General features: G+C 25.9%; 23 protein-coding genes. 19 read left to right on the plus strand and 4 right to left on the minus strand.

Annotated elements, in window-relative coordinates; translation table 11 throughout:
- Positions 1–63: 63 nt before the first annotated feature.
- The 7 genes from BUB01_RS07950 to BUB01_RS07980 all read left to right on the plus strand — a co-directional run bounded on the left by BUB01_RS07950 (position 64) and on the right by BUB01_RS07980 (position 8,840).
- Entirely contained in the window at positions 64–744 is a 681-nt protein-coding gene (locus BUB01_RS07950) for a response regulator transcription factor (RefSeq protein WP_072986170.1), read from the plus strand.
- Positions 741–2,129, plus strand: coding sequence for a sensor histidine kinase (locus BUB01_RS07955; RefSeq protein ID WP_072986171.1), 1,389 nt, complete (start codon positions 741–743; stop codon positions 2,127–2,129). The genes BUB01_RS07950 and BUB01_RS07955 overlap by 4 nt, the downstream gene beginning before the upstream one ends.
- Positions 2,130–2,325: 196 nt before the next feature.
- Entirely contained in the window at positions 2,326–3,294 is a 969-nt protein-coding gene (locus BUB01_RS07960) for a glycosyltransferase family 2 protein (RefSeq protein ID WP_072986172.1), read from the plus strand.
- Entirely contained in the window at positions 3,278–3,697 is a 420-nt protein-coding gene (locus tag BUB01_RS07965) for a GtrA family protein (protein ID WP_072986173.1), read from the plus strand. Before BUB01_RS07960 ends, BUB01_RS07965 begins: the two co-directional genes overlap by 17 nt.
- Before the next feature lie 99 nt (positions 3,698–3,796).
- Complete coding sequence (locus tag BUB01_RS07970; RefSeq protein WP_072986174.1) at positions 3,797–5,962, plus strand: glycosyltransferase family 39 protein; 2,166 nt, start codon at positions 3,797–3,799, stop codon at positions 5,960–5,962.
- 547 nt (positions 5,963–6,509) lie between these two features.
- Positions 6,510–6,977: a hypothetical protein gene (locus tag BUB01_RS07975; protein WP_072986175.1), complete on the plus strand. Its 468-nt coding sequence runs from the start codon at positions 6,510–6,512 to the stop codon at positions 6,975–6,977.
- A gap of 159 nt (positions 6,978–7,136) precedes the next feature.
- Positions 7,137–8,840 carry a bifunctional diguanylate cyclase/phosphohydrolase gene (locus BUB01_RS07980; protein WP_072986176.1) on the plus strand — a complete coding sequence of 568 codons (1,704 nt, stop codon included), beginning with the start codon at positions 7,137–7,139 and terminating at the stop codon, positions 8,838–8,840.
- A 48-nt stretch (positions 8,841–8,888) separates the two neighbouring features.
- Here BUB01_RS07980 and BUB01_RS07985 read toward each other — a convergent pair whose 3' ends face one another.
- Positions 8,889–9,443, minus strand: a complete 555-nt coding sequence (locus tag BUB01_RS07985) for a phosphatase PAP2 family protein (RefSeq protein ID WP_072986309.1) — start codon at positions 9,441–9,443, stop codon at positions 8,889–8,891.
- A gap of 166 nt (positions 9,444–9,609) precedes the next feature.
- Between BUB01_RS07985 and BUB01_RS07990 the strand changes: the two genes are divergently transcribed.
- The gene (locus BUB01_RS07990) at positions 9,610–10,128 is read left to right on the plus strand and encodes a helix-turn-helix domain-containing protein (RefSeq protein WP_207649984.1); all 519 of its coding nucleotides are present in this window, start codon (positions 9,610–9,612) and stop codon (positions 10,126–10,128) included.
- 59 nt (positions 10,129–10,187) lie between these two features.
- Here the strand turns inward: BUB01_RS07990 and BUB01_RS07995 are convergent, their stop codons facing one another.
- Entirely contained in the window at positions 10,188–11,243 is a 1,056-nt protein-coding gene (locus BUB01_RS07995) for an HD-GYP domain-containing protein (protein ID WP_072986178.1), read from the minus strand.
- 296 nt (positions 11,244–11,539) lie between these two features.
- Between BUB01_RS07995 and BUB01_RS08000 the strand changes: the two genes are divergently transcribed.
- The 4 genes from BUB01_RS08000 to BUB01_RS08015 all read left to right on the plus strand — a co-directional run bounded on the left by BUB01_RS08000 (position 11,540) and on the right by BUB01_RS08015 (position 15,865).
- Complete coding sequence (locus tag BUB01_RS08000) at positions 11,540–12,463, plus strand: ABC transporter ATP-binding protein (protein WP_072986179.1); 924 nt, start codon at positions 11,540–11,542, stop codon at positions 12,461–12,463.
- Positions 12,456–13,658: an ABC transporter permease subunit gene (locus tag BUB01_RS08005; RefSeq protein ID WP_072986180.1), complete on the plus strand. Its 1,203-nt coding sequence runs from the start codon at positions 12,456–12,458 to the stop codon at positions 13,656–13,658. Before BUB01_RS08000 ends, BUB01_RS08005 begins: the two co-directional genes overlap by 8 nt.
- A gap of 154 nt (positions 13,659–13,812) precedes the next feature.
- A complete protein-coding gene (locus tag BUB01_RS08010) occupies positions 13,813–14,502 on the plus strand; it encodes a response regulator transcription factor (protein WP_072986181.1) in 690 nt (229 codons plus the stop codon).
- Positions 14,486–15,865, plus strand: a complete 1,380-nt coding sequence (locus BUB01_RS08015; protein WP_143152471.1) for a HAMP domain-containing sensor histidine kinase — start codon at positions 14,486–14,488, stop codon at positions 15,863–15,865. The genes BUB01_RS08010 and BUB01_RS08015 overlap by 17 nt, the downstream gene beginning before the upstream one ends.
- A gap of 219 nt (positions 15,866–16,084) precedes the next feature.
- On the opposite strand, the gene BUB01_RS08020 is transcribed toward BUB01_RS08015, so the two are convergent.
- Positions 16,085–16,348: a hypothetical protein gene (locus tag BUB01_RS08020; RefSeq protein ID WP_072986182.1), complete on the minus strand. Its 264-nt coding sequence runs from the start codon at positions 16,346–16,348 to the stop codon at positions 16,085–16,087.
- A 13-nt stretch (positions 16,349–16,361) separates the two neighbouring features.
- Positions 16,362–16,595 carry a hypothetical protein gene (locus BUB01_RS08025; RefSeq protein ID WP_072986183.1) on the minus strand — a complete coding sequence of 78 codons (234 nt, stop codon included), beginning with the start codon at positions 16,593–16,595 and terminating at the stop codon, positions 16,362–16,364.
- 302 nt (positions 16,596–16,897) lie between these two features.
- Between BUB01_RS08025 and BUB01_RS08030 the strand changes: the two genes are divergently transcribed.
- The 7 genes from BUB01_RS08030 to BUB01_RS08060 all read left to right on the plus strand — a co-directional run bounded on the left by BUB01_RS08030 (position 16,898) and on the right by BUB01_RS08060 (position 22,830).
- Positions 16,898–17,593 carry a response regulator transcription factor gene (locus tag BUB01_RS08030; RefSeq protein WP_423231123.1) on the plus strand — a complete coding sequence of 232 codons (696 nt, stop codon included), beginning with the start codon at positions 16,898–16,900 and terminating at the stop codon, positions 17,591–17,593.
- A 75-nt stretch (positions 17,594–17,668) separates the two neighbouring features.
- Positions 17,669–18,595, plus strand: coding sequence for an ABC transporter ATP-binding protein (locus BUB01_RS08035; protein ID WP_072986185.1), 927 nt, complete (start codon positions 17,669–17,671; stop codon positions 18,593–18,595).
- Positions 18,588–19,319, plus strand: a complete 732-nt coding sequence (locus BUB01_RS08040; RefSeq protein WP_072986186.1) for an ABC transporter permease — start codon at positions 18,588–18,590, stop codon at positions 19,317–19,319. Before BUB01_RS08035 ends, BUB01_RS08040 begins: the two co-directional genes overlap by 8 nt.
- Before the next feature lie 21 nt (positions 19,320–19,340).
- On the plus strand, positions 19,341–20,228 hold the full coding sequence (locus BUB01_RS08045) for a sensor histidine kinase (protein WP_072986187.1): 888 nt from the start codon (positions 19,341–19,343) through the stop codon (positions 20,226–20,228).
- A 64-nt stretch (positions 20,229–20,292) separates the two neighbouring features.
- The gene (locus BUB01_RS08050) at positions 20,293–20,724 is read left to right on the plus strand and encodes an Rrf2 family transcriptional regulator (RefSeq protein WP_072986188.1); all 432 of its coding nucleotides are present in this window, start codon (positions 20,293–20,295) and stop codon (positions 20,722–20,724) included.
- Positions 20,725–20,986: 262 nt separating this feature from the next.
- A complete protein-coding gene (locus BUB01_RS08055) occupies positions 20,987–21,625 on the plus strand; it encodes an NAD(P)-dependent oxidoreductase (RefSeq protein ID WP_072986189.1) in 639 nt (212 codons plus the stop codon).
- A gap of 464 nt (positions 21,626–22,089) precedes the next feature.
- Complete coding sequence (locus BUB01_RS08060; protein WP_072986190.1) at positions 22,090–22,830, plus strand: hypothetical protein; 741 nt, start codon at positions 22,090–22,092, stop codon at positions 22,828–22,830.
- Positions 22,831–23,013: the final 183 nt, after the last annotated feature.

A 23,013-nucleotide genomic window follows, 5' to 3' on the forward strand; every position in this document is an offset into this window, starting at 1 on the left:
CTTAGAATTTTAGGATATAATAATATAAATTAGCATATTTAACTAGATTTTGAGGTGAGTAATGTGGGGAAAAAAATTTATCTTGTAGAAGATGAAAAAAGTTTAAACGTATTATTAGAAAAATATTTAACAAAGGAAGGTTATGAAGTAAAAACTTTTTTTAATGGAAGAACTGCAATAGAAAGAATAAAAGATAATCCAGATCTTTGGGTATTAGATATAATGCTACCTGATACAGATGGATATGAAATTATTAGAGCTGTTAAGGCAAATAATAAAAATACCCCAGTTATTTTTATGTCGGCAAGAAATGAGGAGTTAGATAGAGTTGTAGGGTTAGAACTTGGAAGTGATGATTATTTATCAAAGCCATTTTTACCTAGAGAACTTGTTATAAGAACTAATAGGCTTATTGAAAGAATTTATGGTAATAATGAAATAAAAAGTCAAGATTCAGGTATAAATGTAGGAGCGTATAAAATAATAAAAAGTCAAAGGGCTATCTTTTTGGATAAAGAAGAGATTCAACTAACCAATAAAGAATTTGAACTTTTAAATTATTTTATTGAGAATAAAAATAATGTAGTATCAAGGGAGCAAATTTTAACTAGTGTATGGGGCGATGATTATTTTGGCTCTGATAGAGTGATTGACGATACTATTAGAAGATTGCGTAAGAAAATGGAAAAACTTAATCTTGAAACGGTATATGGGTATGGTTATAAGTTGGTGATTAAATTATGAAAAAAATAAAATTTAAGTCATTAGCAATGAGAATATGGGCAACTTTTGTAGTTATAAATTTAATAATAATTTTCAGTATTTCATTTCTATATTTAGTTGCATTTAGGATGATTGGTGAAAACTCTAAAATTCAAAATCTAAAATTTGCACATGATGTTTTATTACAAAGTAGCAATTTAGGTCAATCAAAGAATTTTGAAGATTTGAGTAGTCTTAAAGGAACAGATCATTTTATAGTAAGGATAAATTCTAATAATAAATATGAGATTTCAGATATTCTTAAAAAAAATATTGAACCACCGCAAAGTGAAAAAAATAATATGCCCCCACCAATGGGTGCTGACCCAGAGACTAAAAATTGGATGGCTACTTTTATAGTAGGTAATAGTATTTATGAAAATGAATTTAAAGAATATCATAATAATAGAAAATTTATTTTTTTAATAAGCTCTATCAAAAGTACAAGTACAGATAGAACATATTTAATTTCGTATATGCCTGAAATGCAAGATAATTTACTCATATATATATTAATAGTAACAGGAATTGTATTTATAGCTATAGGATTTTTTACGGCTAAAATAGTAGCAAATTATATTTCAAAACCATTAAATGAACTTGGAGATTATGCTGTGAAAGTAGGTAATAAAGAATGGACAGAACCACTTGAGGTTAAAAGTAAAGATGAAATTGGAAGGTTAGTAGAGTCTATGAATCATATGCAAAAAGAGTTAAAACGATCAGATGAGGAAGAAAAAATGTTTTTACAAAGCATATCACATGATTTAAAAACTCCAGTTATGGTAATTATGAGTCATGCTGAAGCTATTATTGACGGTATGTATATAGAATCAGTAGAAAAGACTGCTGAAATAATAAAAGAAGAGGCTGTTAGTCTTGAAAAAAAGATTAAACAATTATTATATTTAAATACACTGGCATATTCATTAGAAAATAATAGTGAACATGTAGAATTTAATCTTTATGATTTAATGACCAGCATTGTAAACAGGTTTGAAGTTATAAATAATAAAATCAAATGGAATGTAAATATGGAGAATGTACAAATACAAGGCAATGAAGAAAAAATACAGGTTGCTATTGAGAACATATTAGATAATGGTCTTAGATATGCTAAAGGAGAGATTAAAGTAAATCTTAAGAAAGAAGATGAGTTTATTATTTTAGATATATATAATGATGGGCCTAAAATTAGTGAAAAAAATATAAATCATATATTTGAAAATTTATATAAGGATAAAACAGGAAATTTTGGACTTGGATTAGCTATTTCTAAAAAAATTATAGATTTTTATAATGGAGAGATAAAAGCTATAAATAGAGAAAATGGTGTAAGTTTTATAATTAAATATCCTATAAATTAAAAAATTAAGCCTTAAAAATAAGTTGAAATATTTATTTAAGGCTTAATTTTTTTAAAATCACAAAAAATTCACATAATTATTTGAAATTTGAGCAACAATTCAAAAGTATAATTCTAAATAAGGAACACAAATACGAAGCTATATTAAGATAAATTTAATTTTAAAAATATAAAAATAATATTATGAGGTGGTAAATATGATTAATAAAATAATTTATTCTATAATAGTTCCAGTATATAATGAAGAACTTGTTATTAACGAAAGCTATAAAAGATTAAAAGAAGTTATGGACACTATAAAAGAAAATTATGAAATTATATTTATAAATGATGGAAGTAAAGATTCAACTAGAGAAAAAATAGATGCTATTTGTAAAAATGATGAAAACATAAGGCTTGTAAATTTTTCTAGAAATTTTGGACACCAAGCAGCTATAACAGCAGGAATGGATGTAGCTAAAGGTGATGCCATAGTTGTAATTGATGCAGATCTTCAAGATCCGCCAGAAGTTATTTTAAAAATGATTAAAAAGTGGAAGGAAGGCTATGAAGTAGTATACGGAAAAAGAGCAAAAAGAGAAGGCGAAAGTTTATTTAAGAAAATTACTGCTAAAACTTTCTATAGATTATTAAAAAGTATGACAAGTGTAGATATTCCGGTAGATACAGGTGATTTTAGACTTATAGATAGAAAAGTATGTGAAGCATTAAAATCACTTCCTGAAAAAAATAGATATGTAAGAGGTTTGGTAAGTTGGGTTGGATATAAACAAACAGCAGTAGAATTTGTAAGACATGAAAGATTTGCTGGAGAAACTAAATATCCACTTAAGAAAATGCTTAAATTAGCTTTTGATGGAATAACTTCATTTTCATATAAACCACTTACAATAACAAGTTATGTGGGAGGTATGATATTTGGTTTTGGATTAATTGGACTTATGTTTGAGACTACAAAATCAATAATTAATCATCAAAGTTTATTAAATTTAGGGTTATTGTTAACAACTAACTTAATGATGTTTGGACTAATTTTTTTAAGCTTTGGAATAATGGGACAATATATTGGAAGAATTTTTGATGAAAGCAAAAACAGACCTATGTATATAATTGATAGTAATATAAATTATAGAAAGGTAGAACAAAAATATGAAATCAGTGTGTAATATAAATGATTATATATTTAATGGAAAATTCAAGCTTCTTAGTAGATTTGGTGTAATAGGTGTTATGAATACTTTAATAGATTTTTTAGTATTCACAATGTTTAACGAGTTCACATATATTGGGTATATTGGTAGTCAAATTTTAGGTTATGGATTTGGAGTGCTAAATAGTTTTATATTTAATAAAAAGTGGACTTTTAAAGAAAGGTCAGTTAATAAGAAAATAATATATGAATTTTTGCAATTTGTAATAGTCAATATAATATCGTTAATTATTACAATTGGTGCAATGAGGTTATTGGTAAGTAATTTAAATATTAATGTTTATATAGCAAAAGTAATGGTTACATTAATAGCTCAAATAGTAAATTTTTTATCATATAAGTTTTTAGTATTTAACTAAGAATAGGGAAAATTTCAAAGGGAATTAATATATATAGTAGAATATTAATTTTTAAAATTAAATATTTTATATATTCACAAAGTGAGGAGTGTATAGATAGTGAAAAATATAAAATTTACAAAAGAAAATATTATGCTCACATTGATTTTGATTTTATCAACAATATTGAATTTTAGTAACTTGGGTATAGAAGGATATGCGAATCTTTATTATGCTGCTGGTGTAAAAAGTATGACATTAAGCTTAAAAAACTTCTTTTTTGTATCTTTTGATCCAACAAGTTTTGTAACTATTGATAAACCACCTTTAGGATTTTGGCTTCAAGCTATATCAGCTAAAATATTTGGATATAATGGATGGAGTATAATATTACCTCAAGCTGTAGCTGGTGTCGTATCAGTTGGATTAATATATGTTCTTGTAAAAAGAACCTTTGGAAGTAAGGCTGGCCTTATATCCGCACTATGTCTTGCAGTAACACCAGTTTTTGTAGCAGTAAGCAGAAATAATACTTGTGATAACTTACTTGTAGTAACTTTATTAGTAGCTTGTTTATTTATTTCTAAGGCAGCTGAAAAGGGAAATTTAAAACATCTTTTAATAAGTTTAGCTATTGTAGGTATTGGATTTAATATAAAAATGCTTCAAGCATATATGATATTACCTGCTTTATATTTAACTTACCTTTTATCTAATGCAGTATCCATTAAGAAAAGAATAATTCATCTTATAGCTGGGACAGTAGTTTTATTGTTAGTTTCATTTTCATGGGCATGTATTGTGGACTTAGTACCAGTCAAAGATAGACCATATGTAGGAAGTAGTACTAACAATTCAGAGCTTGAACTTATAATAGGACATAACGGTTTAGAAAGACTTGGTATTGGCGTAACTTCTACTAAGGGTGGAGGAGCGCCACAAGGGCAAAATGGGATGATGCCAGGAGGTCCTAATGGATCATCAGAACAAAATACTAAAGATATGCAAGGACAAAATGGTAACAACAATCAAGGAATGCCACCAATGTCAGGCAAAGATGGGAATATGCCTAGTGATCCACCAAGTGGTATGCAAGCTCCTAATATGTCTCAAGATGGGAAAGGTATGCAAAAGCCTAATGGAGGCGGGCAGGGAGGAACTTTTGGAGGCCAAGAACAATCAGGTATTACAAGATTATTTTCAAATAATAGTTTATCAGATCAAATAATTTGGTTATTTCCTCTAGCTGTATTTGGATTCATAGCAGCTGCATTAAAAGAAAAGCTAAATAAAAAAATTGATAATGAAAGAAAGTTATCTTTAATTTTATGGAGCATGTGGTTATTACCTGAATTTATATATTTTAGTTTTACAAAAGGATTATTCCATCCGTATTATTTAACAATGATGGCTGCACCAATTTCGGCATTAGTAGGAATAGGGGTAATAGCTATGTGGAATTTATATAATGAAGGAGGATGGAAGTCTTGGCTTTTACCACAAGCACTTATGATAAATACTTTAATTCAAATGTTAATATTATCATATAATTATAATACTTCAAAGATTGTTAAGATATTAATTGTAACAGTATTAATTTTAAGTGGATTATCTTCAATTTTATTTGTTTTAGTTAATGTAATTAAAAGAGATAATATAGGATTTAAAAAATTAGTAATTAGTATTGCTATGATAGGACTTTTAGTAACTCCATTAGTTTATTCAGCTACTACAATATTTTATAAAATGTCAGGAACATTTCCAGCAGCTGGTTTATCATTAATATCTAACAAAGAACAAGGAATAGGAAATATGGGAGAGGCTAATGGTAGTAATGATAAGCTAATAAAATTTTTAAAAAGTCATAAAACAACAGAGAAATATCTATTAGTCACTTCGACGACTAACGGCTATGCTTCAGATATAATTATTAAAACTGATGAATCTGTAATGACATGGGGATTTTTTGGAACGGATAAAGCAATAACTTTAGATGAATTTAAGAAATTAGTTGATAATGGAGAAATAAGATATGTAATGGTAGGTGGTAATGGTGGAGGAGCAAATAATGAAATTATGAATTGGGCTAAAGAAAATGGAAAGCTTGTTTCAGAAAGTGAATGGAAAGATTCTAATGATATAAATAATAATATAAGCAATAAAGATGATAATAAAAATAAAGAAAATTTAGATGACAATACAAAACAACAGTTTGGAAATAAACAAGATATGTCTGAACAATTATATGATTTGAAAGATTATACTGATAAAGCAACAAAGAAATAATTAATATTATTACATGTGAAGTAATAATTTAATTGTATAATTATTTTAAATAGCCCCTATTAACGAGATTTACTATATGAATGTATCTTGTTAGTAGGGGCTTTAGTATGAAGTTCAATAATAGTATATATAATGTAGTGTAATTATTTATTAATTTTCTTAAAAAAAGAATAAAATGAAAAAGAATATAGTTTTTTGTAGTTAAAGAAATTAGTTATAAAATTTTAAGATATATGTTGAGGAAGTGTATAAAATTATTGGATATAATGGTAATAGTTTCATTAAATTAAAATTTAATTCAAAAAAATTATAAAAACGATGCTTCTTTAATTAAAATACTAGCGCTAAAACAAAAAAAATAGTATTATATAGATAAATAGATAAAAAAATGAAGAAAAAATATATTCAATTTATAAATTAATATATTGCAGTGATAAAAGATATTAATAAAGAGTTAGAAATTTATATGATAGAAAATATAATTATAACAATGTTAATAGGAAAAATAATCAGAATATCTGTATTTTTATAAGGAGAGCAAAAGCATATGTTAAAAGTATCATTTGCTGAATTTATACTAAGAGGTATCCCAGAAACTTTAGTGTTTTTTTTGGCTGCCTATACTTTTTCAAAAAATATTATTCAATTAAAAAGATATCTACTGTCTAGTATAAGTTATGCTTCTTTAGTATATATTATAAGAACTCTGCCAATTCAAAATGGAACAGTATTTATATTAAATTTAATTGGTTTTATATTTATATTAGTAGGTATAAATAAATTTGATATTATAAAATCTATCAAAGTGAGTATTTGTGTATTACTTATTGAATTCTTATGTGAAGGAATAAATATTTTAGTTATTCAACTTGTATTAAAAGAAGATATAAATAAGATATTTAAAAGTCCAATGTTAAAAATTCTATATTCAATGCCAGCGTTACTGCTTTTAGGTGTAGTGATAATACTTTATTATATTAAATTGAAGAAAAGAAAAGAGTTAAAACATATTTAATATTATTAGTTATATTTTGTTTAAAATTAATAGAGTTTGTATATATAGTCTATGTATGGAGGCGTATTGTGGCAAGTTTTTACCATTATAAGATTAGGACATAACAATGAGTAAAATGGATTTTTTTAAGCAGATATTAATATAAGGTAGTAAAAAGAAATGAAAAAAATTGATGATAAACGTAAACAGATAAATAATATAGTTTCTGTAGTAAAATTAGCCTCTTTACTGTTTTCAGGAATGGGAATTTTTAATTTTATTATTAATAAGTATAACATTACGAGAGAAAATTTAAATTATACACTTACAATGTGGATGATTATATTTTCTATACTTATTTTAATCCTAATTTATGCAATATGGGCTTTTTCAACTGCATATAAATTTAATGAAAAATATGTTGATAGAATTCAAGTAATTGAAAATTTGTTTTTTGTTTGTATATTTTTTGTTGTTCTTTTTCTTACAGGTGTACATGAAAGTGAATTTAAATTTTTATTTTTATTTATAATAATAACTTCTACAATACAGGTTGGAATGGAACACGGAATGTTAATAGCAACTATTTCTTCTGTTATTATATTAATAATGGATTTATTTTATGGTACTACTACAGGGAAAAACATATATTTTGAAAAAGATTTAATAATAGTAGGTATTTTTATTCTTACATCATGGACTCTTGGACTGTATGTGAACATTGAAAGTGAATATATAGAGAGACTTCAAAGTTTAGCAAATAAAGATGGACTTACAGAAGTATATAATCATAGATTTTTTCAAGATGCTTTAAAAACAAGTATAAAATTATGTGAAGATAATAAAGAATCAATTTCTTTGATATTTATAGATATAGATTATTTTAAACATTATAACGATTTATATGGGCACCAAAAAGGTGATGAAGTCTTAAAAAATATAGGTGCTATTTTAAGAAGTAGTGTGAGAAAAGAGGATATTGTAGCAAGATATGGTGGAGAAGAATTTGCAATTATACTTCCAAATACTTTGGAAAAAGATGCAATTGCAATAGCAGAAAGAATAAGATTAAAAATAGAAAATACATATTTTGAGGGTGAAGAAAATCAGCCTAATGGAAAACTTACAGCGTCAATAGGAATATCAATTTTTCCTGACAAAGCAGATTGTGATGTCGAACTTATAAAAAGTGCAGATGATGCACTTTATAGAGCTAAATTTTTCAACAGAAATAGAGTTGAAGCATATTATTCTATATTAGATGAACTAAAAAAAGATATAAAAGATAAAGACACAGAAGAAAAGGATATAGAAATTATTACCTCTATAAAAACTTTAATAAGTGTTATTAATGCAAAAGATAAATATACTTATGGGCATATCGAAAGAGTAGTTATTTATAGTAAATTACTAGGTGATAAGCTTGGATTAAAGAAAGAAGATAAAAAGAATCTAAGATATGGAGCCTATATGCATGATATAGGTAAAATAAGTATTTTAGAAGATATATTAAATAAAAAAATGAAGCTTACCAATGAGGAATGGGAAATTTTAAAGCAACATCCTATGAATGGAGTGGAAATTATAAAGCCTGTTGAAGCATTAAACGGTATAACTGATTTAATATTACATCATCATGAAAGATATGATGGACAAGGATATCCTTCAGGATTAAAGGGAAAGGATATACCTTATCTTGCTAGGATATTAACGGTTGTAGATAGTTTTGATGCTATGACATCTAATAGACCATATTCAATAAGAAAAACTCATGATGAAGCGATTGAAGAATTAAAAAGATGTAAGGGGACTCAGTTTGATCCTGAGATTACAGATGCGTTTATAGACATTATTACAAAAAATAAAGATATTACTTATTTATAGTTATAAATATAAATTAGAGCCCTTCACGATTTAGTGAAGGGCTTTATTTTAATTTTTATTAAATTTTAAATAGTTTTTTTCTATAATAAGTTTAAAAAGTTTTATTGTAGCAAAGTAGCCAAACAAACCAAGAAGCATACCTACTAATACATCACTAGGATAATGAACTAATAAATACAATCTTGAAAAGGCAATAGTTATAGCTAATGCGAAAAAGATTATTCTATACTTTTTAAAAAAATGAGATAGCATAGCAGCACTAGTAAATGATGCTGCAGTATGACCAGAAGGAAAAGAATAACTATTCGGAGGAGTAATAAGTAACTTTACATTATCCAAAAATATAAAAGGCCTATTTCTCTGAACAATGTTTTTTATAATTACCTCTCCTAAAAATGAAGTTATTATTAAGGAGCATAAACATAATATACCTATATATCTATGTTTTTTAGTACAAATTAATATTAAAGATATCACAATCCAAAATATACCTGCGTTACCTAGCGAAGTTATAATTGGCATGCTTTTATCTAAAAAAGGTGTCTTAAAAACCTGTTGAATATCTAATAGTATTTTAAGATCTAAGTTGGTTATAAGATTTATCATTAGATTTACCTCACTTTAAAAATAATTTGAAATAATTATAGCATATAATAGACAGTTTTATAAAGTTTAAATATGTAGGTGATGTTTATTATAAATTACAGTATATATATGCTAAGAACTTGAATATATAATTTGCAATTAGTATAATAATTGTAAAATGATAATGAAAAATATGGAGTTGGTTGATATGGGTGATTTTGGGAATGGAATTAACTTAGATTTGGTCATGACATTAAGTGAGGCTTCTGAAAAATGGGGTTTTTCAAATGGAGCTACCATTAGAAAAGCTATTGAAAGAGAAAAGTTTAAAAGCTATGAAATAAAAAGAAGTGGAAATGTGTGGTTAATTACTTATGATGCGATGAACAGAGTTTTTGGTGAACCGAATAAAACCTCAAATGATTATATATTATATTTAGATGATATTATTAATTTATATAGAAAATACATAGTAGATGAAACTATAGATTATTTACAATATATATATGATATTAAAGATATTTGTGAAAAGTATATAGATTCAGGAAATAAAATAATGCTTAAAAGACGTGTAGCAAAAGATACTATTATAACGGTATTTATAATAAAAACAGAAGATGAATTAGAGAGAATTATATCATATTTTAAATTTTCTTTTGAAAAGTTAAGTATCATAGATTGGATTAAAGATAAAATAAAATAATAAATATAAAAAGTAAAAGAAATGAAACCTAGCTTTTCAAAAGAAGCTAGGTTTTGTTCTTATATAACCAAATTCTCTATGTATAGATCTTTTTCTTTTTTTAAGTCAAGAAATCCATTGTCATCAAGTAAAAGAGGTCTTTCTAAATCATTTAGGTCAATTTGGATTATTTTATATTGTTTTTTATTGTTAAGTATTACATTTTCACCTATATAATAGTTCGCTATATGACTTAAAAATGTGTCGCAATAAGTATAATCAAGCTTTGTAAGACTTTCATCTTTAATAGCTTGTAATGCACTGAAAGGGCCATTAATTTTTTGCGAGTATCTATCTGAGCTAACTTGGTCAAATAAATCAGCTATAGCTATTATTTTTGATAGTTTAGGAATCTGGTTTTCTTTAGCTTGTAGAGGGTAGCCTGACCCGTCATTTTTTTCGTGATGCATAAGTATTATACGACTAACAGCGGAATTTATATATGGGATTTTTTCTATATGTCTATAAGCCACAATAGGATGGGTTTTAAAAATCTCATATTCTTCATCTGTTAGATTTCCTTCTTTATTCAAGATATCTTCATCTATTTGGCTTTTTCCAAAGTCATGTAATATCGCTGAATAAGTTAGTAAATTTAAGTTTCTTTCATCAAGACCTAACCACTTACCTAATATAAAACTTATAGCAGTTACGTTTAAACTATGTCTATAAATTGTATCATTTTTACTTCCATAGAAAACTATATTTTTTATAATTATTCCAGGCGAATTAAATTCTGCTTGAACTTTTTTTATAAAAGCTCTTATTTCAACCATTTTAGGAAGGTCTACAGTAGACAAATTATCAAATACATTTTCTAAGTTAGAAGAAAATTCGTTAAAGTCTTTTTCAATTTCTTCTACTGTTTTTTCTTTAAGAGTTAAAGCGCTAATAGAATCATTATCTGAATAAACCTCTATTTTATCAACAACATAGTTTACTTTTAGTTTATTTATGATTGAGTCTGTAATAATAACATCTTTAGCTAGTAGTATCTTTCCATTTAAAACAATATCTTTTGCGGATACCATTCCGATTTTTAATTGATTAACTAGTAATTTTTTGGAAGGGATCATGTTTTCACCTCTTATACAATAATTGATTTTATTCAAATTAATAACACAGTTAGCAATATATAATATTTATATATAATTTATCGTATAAATTAAATAGTTCTAAATGGCTTTGTTGCAAGAAAATGTAGATATATAATTTTATTTGCTCAAATGAAACGATTACATGGGTGGTTTCTTATATAGTATAAAATTAAATCTTTAGTTTTTCTTTAGGTTTATTTTTATAAAAGTTTATATTTGATAGCTATAATTACTATATGGGATTATTTTTATAATAAATAAAAGGAGATAACTGTATGAATTATAATAATGTACTTGAAGTTAATAATTTATGTAAGATAATAGGTAAGCGAAAAATTGTTAATAATGTTAGTTTTTCAGTAAAGGAAGGAGAAATATTTGGATTTTTAGGACCAAATGGAGCTGGTAAAACAACTACTATAAGAATGATAGTTGGACTTATAAAAGCTACTAATGGTACTGTTAAAATAAATGGTCATGATATACGGAAGAATAAAGTAAGAGCTTTAAGTAATATTGGATGTATAGTTGAGAATCCAGATATGTATAACGATTTAACAGGTATGCAAAACTTAAGATTTTATGGAGATTTATATGGGAATATTTCCAAGGAAAGAATAAATGAAGTTGTAGAACTTATAGGATTAAAAGATCGTATACATGATAAGGTTAAGAAATATTCACTTGGAATGAAGCAAAGGTTAGGCTTAGGACAAGCTATATTATCAAATCCGAAGTTACTAATATTAGATGAACCAACTAATGGATTAGATCCAATGGGAATGCATGATTTTAGAGAGATAATAAAAAGTGTTGCAAAAAATAATAATACTGCGGTTTTCATATCTTCCCATATTTTATCGGAAATAGAACTGGTATGTGATAGATTTGCAATGATAAAAGAAGGAGTAATCCAAACGGTAGAAGATGTGTCTAAGGAAGTAGAGGATATAGAAAAAATTAAGCTTATAACTAAAGAATGTGATAGAGTAGTAGAAGTTTTTTCAGGCAAAAGTTTTATTAGAAATGTAACTAAGGAAGCTGATGATGTATTAATTGAAATAGAAATAGGAGATTTTTCAAAGCTAGTAAAAGAAATAGGAAAGAATGATATAGATGTTGATGATATATGCAAGGTTAAAGCTACTCTTGAGGATAAATTTATGAGGATAATGAATGGAGGTGAAGCTAATGTTTAAATTAATAAAGAATGAAATTAAAAAGATTCTATTGTCTAAAAAATATATAATAGCTATTGGTATATTTCTTATTTTATATAGTGGTATGACATTTTTAAGCTATAATAATGCTATGAACTCAAAACCTGCGGAAAGAATAAAATCTAATGAAAAATATATAAAGAATCTTAATGAAGAAAAAAATGATAAGGATATTACAGATAAAAAGAAAGCTGAAATAGATAATAAAATAAAAGAAATTGAGAACATAAATAAAAATTTACAGTTTCAAATTGAAAATAGTAATCTTAAATGGCAAGATAGGTTAAAGAAAAATAATGAAGTAATTGAACAAAAGATAAAGGATAATAAAGATGGAGACGAGGCAATTATTCAGTATAAACAAGAGATAGAAGTGAATAACTATAGTTTAAAAAATAATATAGAGCCTACACCTAATAATAAAGTAACTGCATTTAGTCTTATGCCTAAGGTTAATATATTTACTGGAATGTTAATTATTACAATAATAATAGCTATAATATCTTCAGATTTAATTGCGGGTGAATTTACGCCAGCAACTATAAAACTTTTATTAACAAAACCTGTTTCAAGGCAGAAAGTTTTATTTTCTAAATTTATTGCAGCAATATGTGTATGCACAGTTTCATTTTTACTAGTTAAATTAATTGTATTTTTAATTATTGGAATAGGATTTGGTTTTGGAGATTATAGAGAGCCTATGGGAGTATATACAGCTTATATAAATGATAAGAATTTAGTCGCAAAACTGGGGTTTGGGGTTAAACCTGATACTAATAGTTTTAAAATATATTCAGTGTTACAAGCTATGTTATTGAGTGAAGGAATAAATATATTATTCATTATAGCATGTACAGCAGTATGTTTATTAATATCAACGTTAACTAAAAAAAGTTCAAGCTCTATAAGCATAACAGTTATATTTTTTGTAATACTATCAATTTTTGGAGGTTCACAATTAGCTAATGGACAGAATGGTGTTATAAAGAAAATACTTTCAGTTCTATTTACTACTTATAGTAGTGGTGAACTTGTTATTAGTGGTGAAACAAATAAAATGCTTGGCTTTGCTTATGCCAATAATTATTTTGCTATTGGTATTCTTATAGTATGGATAATTGTATGTTATGGGATAGCAAATATGGTATTTACTAAGAGAGATATTTTATCTTAAAGTATTTATAAAATATTTGTGTTAAATTATTAATCCTTGATGAGTAAATTTTGATTTCTTATTTTTCTAAGAGTAAGTAATAGGAAAATGTATAGATTTTGGTATAATGGTAGTTGATTACATTAGAAATATATTGGACTTTAGGAGGATTAAGATGAAAGATAAAATACTAGTAGTAGATGATGATAGAAACATAGTTGATTTTTTAAGTATATTCTTAACTAAAGAAGGTTATGAAATAGTTAAGGCTTATGATGGAAGAGAGGCTATTAAGAATATAGAAAATGATAATTTTAGTATTATTTTAATGGATGTAATGATGCCTAATATGGATGGATTTGAGGCAATTACAAAAATAAGAGAGGTTTCAGAGATTCCGATTATATTTTTAACTGCAAGAGAAAGTCAGCAAGATAAAATAAAAGGTTTTATTTCAGGTTGTGATGATTATATAACCAAGCCTTTTGACTTAGTTGAACTTTCATTAAGAATAGCAGCAATGATTAAAAGAACTAAAATTAATAATGAAGAAGAAGCAGATGTCATAAAAATAGTAGATTTAAGTTTGAATTTAAAAGCTCATACATTATTTAGAGATGAAGTGGAAATAAAACTTACTCCAAAGGAATTTGAGATTTTATCTTTACTTGCAAGAAACAAGGATAGAATATTTTCTTCAGAAGAAATATACGAGAGAGTATGGGGAGAAAAGTTTATGGAAAGTGATAATAGTCTTCTAACTCATGTCAGAAATTTAAGAGAAAAATTAAATGATACAGTAAAAAATTCAAAATATATTAAAACTGTATGGGGAGTTGGATATAAAATTGAAAAGGAGGATTAAAATACCATTAACTTTAGAACTTTTAGTTATTGCAATTTTAACATTTTTTTTAGTATATTCAGGCATGTATTTTGTCTTAGGGGTTTTCAATATAAGTACTTCCGAGGTAAATAAATTTTTATGTCCTAACAGTTTTGAGGATAAATATATATTAGAAAGTTATAAAAGGCATACTAAAGGATTCGAAAATTTTATGTTTGAAAATAAGGAAAAATTAAAGATAAAGGATAGTATGAATTATGAGTTAAATAAAAATTTTCATTATGATTTTCAAGGAAAGACAGTGGTGTTTTTAGTAAATTCCGATGGAGAGATATTAAATTCAAATAATAATGAAAAGTTATTAAGTATAGATAAAAATAGTTTAAAAGATAGTCTACAAGTTAAAAAATATGGTGATGATATAGTTGGTGTACAAGAAGTTAAGAAAATAGATGAGAATTTATATATGATAGTTAATTATGATATGGTTATACTAGGAGGAAGTATATTTATATATATTCAATTAGTATTATGGCCAATTGTATTTGCAATATGCGCAAAGGGAAGGTTAAAATATATAGTTTCCATTAACAAAGGAATAAAAAAGTTATATGATACAGGATTTAATGAGAAAATTCCACTAAAATATAATAATGAACTTACAGAATTAGCAAATACATTAAACAATATGGGAAATGAAATAAAAGAAAATAGGGAAAATGAGAAGGAGTTTTTACTTAACATATCACATGATTTAAGAACACCTCTTACATCAATACTAGGCTTTTTAGATTTGATAAAGCAAAAGAAATATGATAATGAAGAGGAAAAAGAAAGATATTTTGGTGTTGCTCTGGAACAGTGTCTTTATTTAAAAACACTTATAAATGAGTTCTTTGAATTTTCAAAGCTAAAGTGGAAAAACACTGAATTAAATAAATATAAAATAAAGTTACAAGAGCTATTAGGGCAAGTTAGTGAAGGCTTTTATCCACAATTAAAAGAACATGATATAGAGCTAAATTTAAATTTTGCAGACAAGTCTTTATATAGAGAAGTAGATATAGATAAATTCATGAGGGTTTTAGAAAACATATTAAGTAACGCCGTAAAATATAGTAAGAGAAATACTGTTATAGATATAAATTTATATGAAAAGGACAATAAAATTTTTATAGAATTTTGGAATACGCCGGAAGAGGAGATAAGTGTAGATGATTCTAAATTAATTTTTAAAAGATTCTATAAGAAAGATAAATCAAGAAATAGTAAAGGTGCTGGCCTTGGACTTGCTATCTCCTCAGAGATTGTAAAGCTTCATGGTGGTGAGATGAAAGCAATTGTAAAAAATGAAAGATTAGGTATTGTAATAGTGAATTGATATATTACTTAAATTTGGAATAAACATTGATTTAGAAAATCTGAATTTAAAAATAAATAATAGTTAATAATTAATATATAGTATAAAAAGCAGTGATAGTTATTACTGCTTTTCTTCATACTATAAGAAATATATAACAGAACTGAACATAAAAATTATGTTACAATTATACAATTGTGAATATCTTATTCTTAGAATATATCAAACCATAAATTATATTTATTTTGATGATAATGAAGAAATAATCTTAGATAAAGCATATCCTAAAGGTAATAATATAAATATAATTCCTAAAATTATTGAGGTTATATTAAATAAAGGTTTTGATACATTATTTTTTGTTTTCATCTGTTTCAGGTATATTTTATTCATTGCTATGCCTGTGCCGCCTATAATTATCAAACATACTCCTATAAAACAAATAAAAGCAATAATAATTCCAATTATAGCCGCAATAAATGGTAGAAGAATTAAAAAGCTCATCAAATCACATCCCTTATAATTTATTCAAAATAAATACCCCTGCAATCAGATAACATAAAGTTATTAAAATGCCTACCCACATATGTATAGCTGAAAGTAGCCAATAACCAAATTTTATTTTTTTATTAGGTGTATCAAAACATTTACTCATCTTCATACCTTTATATCCTTGTATTATTGCAATAACAGCAAAAAATAGAACCATTACAAGCACTAAAAGAATAATTATGTTTATTAGTGATATCATATTTTCCCCCCTTTTTCCTTTAAATTTCTATATATCTATAATGTATAAATAATCTGTAGTTAATTATACGGTTATATCAATCCTAAAGTCATTATTAGTGAAAAACTTTTTTAACATTGCTTGTTAAATTATACACCATAAATAGTTTAAATTTAATAATATTATGTTTTTGTGTAAAAATATTTACAAAACAGATAGACTGGGTTAATACAATGTAGTTATCTGGCAAAAAAGTTCATATAAAGAAAAATGTGATATAATTATTAATAGTAATTATATTTTAAATGAAGAAGGTAAAAATAGTGAGTAAAAGAATTTTAGTAGTAGAAGATGATAAAGAAATAAATGAATTAATTTGTGATATATTAAAACAAAATGAATATGAAGTAGATTATGCATTCAATGGAATGGCTGGATTAAAGCTACTTAGAGATGAAAAGTTTGATTTATTAATATTAGATGTTATGCTTCCTTATAAAAGTGGGGATGAAGTGTTAAGAGAACTTAGAGAATTTTCAAATTTACCGGTTATTATAATATCAGCAAAGGGGTTAGTTCAGACTAAGGTAGATTTATTAAGACTTGGAGCAGATGATTATATTACTAAACCTTTTGATTTAGAAGAAATTTTAGCTAGGGTAGAAAGTAATATGAGGAGATGTGAATTACAATATCCATCTAAGGTGGAGGAAAATAAAAGCTTGAGTTATAAAGATATTAATATAGATATAGAAAGTAAAGAGGTTTTAGTAAACGGTAATGAGATAACGCTAACATCAAAGGAATATAAAATTTTAGAATTATTATTAAATAATCAAGATAAGGTTTTTTCAAAGGCTAATATATTTGAAAGCATATGGAAAGAGGAATATTACAGTGATGATGATACTTTGAATACTCATATTAGTAATTTACGTAATAAGTTAAAAAAAGCTAATAGTGAAGAAAAGTATATTGAAACAATTTGGGGCTTAGGATATAGATTGTACAAACTTTAGATTTTCTTTAGAAATGATTTTAGCTTTACTTTAGAAAGGCTTAGTAAACTATAATCATTGAAGGGGGGAACCAAAATGAAAAACAACATATTGGTACAAACAAAGAATCTAACAAAGAAATATAAAAATGATGTGGTATTAGATAGTGTGAATATTACAATAGAAAGAGGTAGGATTTATGCTCTTATTGGTCAAAATGGTGCTGGTAAGACAAGCCTTATAAGGATTTTAACAGGACTTTCTTTTAAATCTGCTGGAGAAGTAGAATTATTTTCTAAAAGTGAAATTAAAGATTTAGAAAAACAAAGACAAAGGATAGGAAGTTTAATAGAAGGACCGACATTATATAATTCTATGACAGCCTATCAAAATTTGGAGGCAGAAAGAATTTGTAGGGGGGTTCCTAATAAAGAAAATATAGATAAGGTATTAAAATTGGTAGGCTTAGAAGATGTTAAAAAGAAAAAAGTTAAAAACTTTTCACTTGGAATGAAACAAAGATTAGGTATTGCAATGGCTCTTCTAAGTAATCCAGAGTTACTTATATTAGATGAACCTACTAATGGGTTAGATCCAATTGGAATGGTAGAAATAAGAGAATTAATAAAGAAACTTAATGAAGAAAATGGTATAACAATTATAATTTCTAGCCATATATTATCAGAACTTTATCAAGTGGCAACTAACTATATAATAATTAACAAGGGTAAGGTGCTAGAGGACCTTACATTAGAAGAATTAGATGAAAAATGTAAAAAGCATATTTCTATAAAAGTGGATGATGTTTCTAAGGGAGCAACTGTAATAGAAGAAAGATTAAATACAACTAATTTTAAGATTATGAATGATGGAACTATAAAGCTTTATGATAATTTAGATGATATCAAAAAAGTATCATTTGAACTTTCAAAAGCTGGACTAATAATAACACAAATATCCGTTGAAGGGGATAGTTTAGAAGAATATTTTGTACAATTGATAGGAGGTTCACAAAATGATTAATTTATTAAAATTAGAGTTTCATAAATTAAAACATAATAAATCCTTTTTAATTATTGCACTTATTACAGTAATAGCAGAAATTATTAATGTTATTAAAAATGGTACTATATCAGGAGAAAGAGCTTTTCAAAATTCTATGTATGATATTGCAACACTTATGTTATTGGGATCAGTATTTGCTGGATTATTTATTGGAACTGACTTTAGTAATAGGATAATAAATAAAGAGGTCTCAGCAGGGCATAGCAGACTAAAAATTTTACTTAGCAAGGGAATTCTATTCTTTTTAGCTACAGAGATGATAATGTTAGTATATCCTATTGCTAGTGTTACAGTTAATACAATATTAAACGGATGGGGAAGTAGTTTTGATTTATCAACTGTTATATATATAATTAAAACAATTTTATTTAGAATGGTACTTGATGCTAGTTGTATAAGCTTGTGGATATTTATAGCTTTTTTATGTAAAGATGTTACAAAAACAATGGGTGTATCTATTTTGGTATTTATGATGGGGAGTATCACTTTAGCTGGATTAAGCTTTCAAAATAATTTTGTGAAGACAATTTATGATTTTACTGCCCACAGTCAAGCAAGGGTAATAGTTAATAAAAGTATTAGTTATGCTCAAGTAACGTCAGTATTAATTTCTAAACTTATAATAATATCTATCCTATTATCTCTATCATATATTATGTTTAGAAGAACAGAATTAAAATAAAAAGACAAAGGAGGTTTATAGATGGAGGTTTTACTAATATTTTTGATTGCATTTATTATAGTTCTATTTATAATCCTCTATAACTTAAAAAGGCAAATAAGAAGGATATCATCTCAAATTAAAGATATAAATAATGGTGATTTAACAAATATTTCTTTATCATTAATTAATGAGGATGTCGTGGAGTTGGCTGCACAGATAAATAGAATTATAAGTGATAAAGATGAATTAACGTGTAAGGTAGTTAAAAGTGAAAAAAAGTTAAAAGAATCAATTGGAAATATTTCTCATGACTTTAGAACGCCACTCACCTCAATAATAGGATATATTCAATTATTAGAAAGAAGTAATTTAGATGAGAAGCAGGAAAAGAACTTAAGTACTATAAAGCATAAAGCAAATGATCTTAAAATTTTAGCAGATGATTTTTTTGAATTAGCAGTGTTAGATTCTAATGATATAGAACCTAATTTTAAAAAGGTTAACTTAGGCAACCTATTATCAGATGTTGTATTAGGAAATATAAAAACAATAGAAAATGCAAATTTGAAATTTAGTGTTAATATTTCAGAGAAACCAATTTTTGTATATGCAGATGAATTTATGTTAAAACGAATAATTCAAAATTTGATTTCAAATGCAATTAAATATGCTACAAATGATTTTAATATATCTTTAGTTGAAGAAGAAAAGGTAAAGATTAAATTCAAAAATAGTGTTGATGAAAATGATGATATAGATGTAGAAAGGCTTTTTGAAAGATTTTATAAAGGTGATAAGGCAAGAGGGAAAAAAGGAACTGGACTAGGATTATCTATAGTTAAGATTTTAGCAGAAAAGATGAGTGGAGAAGTTAATGGAACGTTAAAAAATGGATATTTAGAAATTTCAGTAGAATTAAAAAAATAAAATAAAAAAGGTTATTGACTTTAATTCTTGTTAGAACTATAATGGTTACAACGAGGTGATACAAATGAAAATAGGCAGTAGATTTTCTGTAGCAGTTCATATTTTATCTATCCTATCTATGGAAGATAAGAATTTATGTACCTCTGAATGGATAGCAGGAAGTGTGAATACTAATCCTGTTGTTATAAGAAGAGTAATGGGAATGTTAAAAAGAGCTGGATTAGTAAATGTCATAGCTGGTACTGGGGGAGCATATCTATTAAAAGAGCTAGATGAGATAACCTTATTAGATATATATAGGGCTGTAGAGGTTGTTCAGGAAGGAGAATTATTTCAAATTCATGAATCACCAAATATAAATTGTCCTATTGGAGCTAATATTCAATCAGTATTGGAATGTGTACTTTTAAGTGCTCAAGAAGCTATGGAACAGGTTTTAAAAAATGTAACTATGAAAAATATAGTTACAGGTTTAAAAAAGAAAATTGAAGGATAAAGTTCAATTTTTTTTAAAACAGTTGTAACTTTACTGGTTACAATTCGGCGCTAAATGTTGGTTTAGGTAAGTTTAAAAATTTTTTTATCCTTGTTGTAACTATATTGATTACAACTAATTCGTTAAAAATAAATATTATATAAATAATAGGACATACTTAAATTCATATTCTGTAAATTAAGATATAGCTTTTAAGGCTAATCTATTTTAAATAATAAAAATTAAAAAATAATTAAATTTATAAATGAAAGGAAGTTATATTATGAAAATTGCTTTAATTGGTTCAACAGGAAATGCAGGAAGTTTAATATTAAAGGAGGCTTTAAACAGAGGACATGAAGTTATTGCTGTTGTAAGAGGAGAATCAAAGATACAAGAAACTAATGAAAAATTAACAGTTATAAAAGGAGATATATTAAATTTATCAACTTTAGAAAATAAATTAGATGGAGTAGATGTATTAGTTAGTGCATTTGGTCCTAAGCATGGAGAAGAGGATACATTAGTACAAGCTACAAATAATTTAATAGAACTTGTTAAGAAGTCAAAAATTAACAGATTAGTAGCTATGGGGGGAGCAGGAAGCTTAAAAATTCCTGGAGATATTGAATTAGTTCAAACAGAAGGTTTTCCAGAAGCATGGAAGCCAATAGCCTTAGCTCATGGAAAAGCATTAGATATATATAGAAGTGAAAAAGAAGTAAATTGGACATATTTAAGTCCAGCAGCATTAATTGCGCCAGGAGAAAGGACAGGTAAATATTCAGTTGGTGGAGATTATTTAGTAGTAGATGAAAATGGAGATAGCAAAATTTCATTTGAAGATTTTGCTGTAGCTATATTAGATGAAGTTGAAAATCCAAAACATATTAGAAGTAGATTTACAGTAGCATACAAGTAAAAATAATTAAGCCTTATTAATTCTTAAAAATAAGAATTAATAAGGCTTATAATCTTAATAAGAAAGATTTTAGGCATTATGTTGAATGTAAAAGCTGTGATAACAATTATACAAAAATCATAGTTTTTCATTTTTTGATTTTTAATTACATAAAAAATAATATTACAAAGGTAAAATATTTAACCTATTAAGATAGAATGATATTATATACTATTGATAAAAAGATAATATTTAAATATTAAAATAAAAAATATATAAATATAATTATATATTTTATTCAATTAATTGTAAAATAAGTATTTTTAAGTAAAATGACTTAATGTAAAAGAATGTTAAGAATAAGAGAGAAGATTAAAAAAAACATATCAATATTAATGAGAATAAATGTAAATAACTTGAAAATAAGTTTGATTTTTACAATAAAAATTGCTATTATATTATTGAAAAACATAGGGGGTGTAAATATGAAACTAAAAAAATTATTAACAGCTGTAGTAGTATTTTTTATAGTAGTATCAATGAATATTATTCCAGCTAAAGCAGAAACAGTTCCTACAGGGGGAAGTACTTGGAATGTTCTAGTATTAGTATTACCAGATACAGCAGTATCAAAATTTAATAATCCAAGACAAGTAACAACAATGCACTATAAAGAAATAGAACAAATAAAAGCTATGGCAAAATCTATAAACTCATGGTCAAATGGACAATTAAGGCTTAATGTGGATGTTAAAGTAGACTATGAAGCTGTAAATAGATTAACATTTGGCAATGCACTAGGATGGACATTAGAGCCAAGGAATATATCAAGTCAAATAGCTAAAAATTCAACTATGAATCAATATGACTCAATATTAGCTGTATATAGAAGTGCAGATGAAAGTTGTAGTGTTGATTTAAGAACTGGTATGTATATAAGTGGTAGGACAAAATCTGCAAATGGAGCTAGCTTTGTTTCATTGCCATTAAAGGATGCAAATCATAATCTAGAAGAATTTAATATTGTAAGTCCAGAACAAAAGTTAGTAGCTCCACTACTTGAATCAGTATATAATGATATTAGTAAAAAGCATCCAGAAGTAAAAGATCCAATGTTCTTTAATGAAAATGCAGAAAAGAATGTATCAGATATGAAAACTTATATGTTTATAGGGGATAAGACAACTTTAACTCCATATTGGGATGAATTTACAACTGTAAAATAAGCTTATAATATATTCATAGTTATAATATGAAATATCTTATTAAAACCGCGCTATTTTAAGTGCGGTTTTTTAACGTTTGGGAGCTTATGAATTTGTATAATCTTCACAAGGTAATTCTTATGATTTTGTACTATTTATACAGTTATTTGTATTTATTACGTCTGTTTCAGGTATAGTCTTATT

Origin of the sequence: Clostridium cavendishii DSM 21758, assembly GCF_900141845.1 — a bacterium.
Taxonomy (GTDB): domain Bacteria; phylum Bacillota; class Clostridia; order Clostridiales; family Clostridiaceae; genus Clostridium_AG; species Clostridium_AG cavendishii.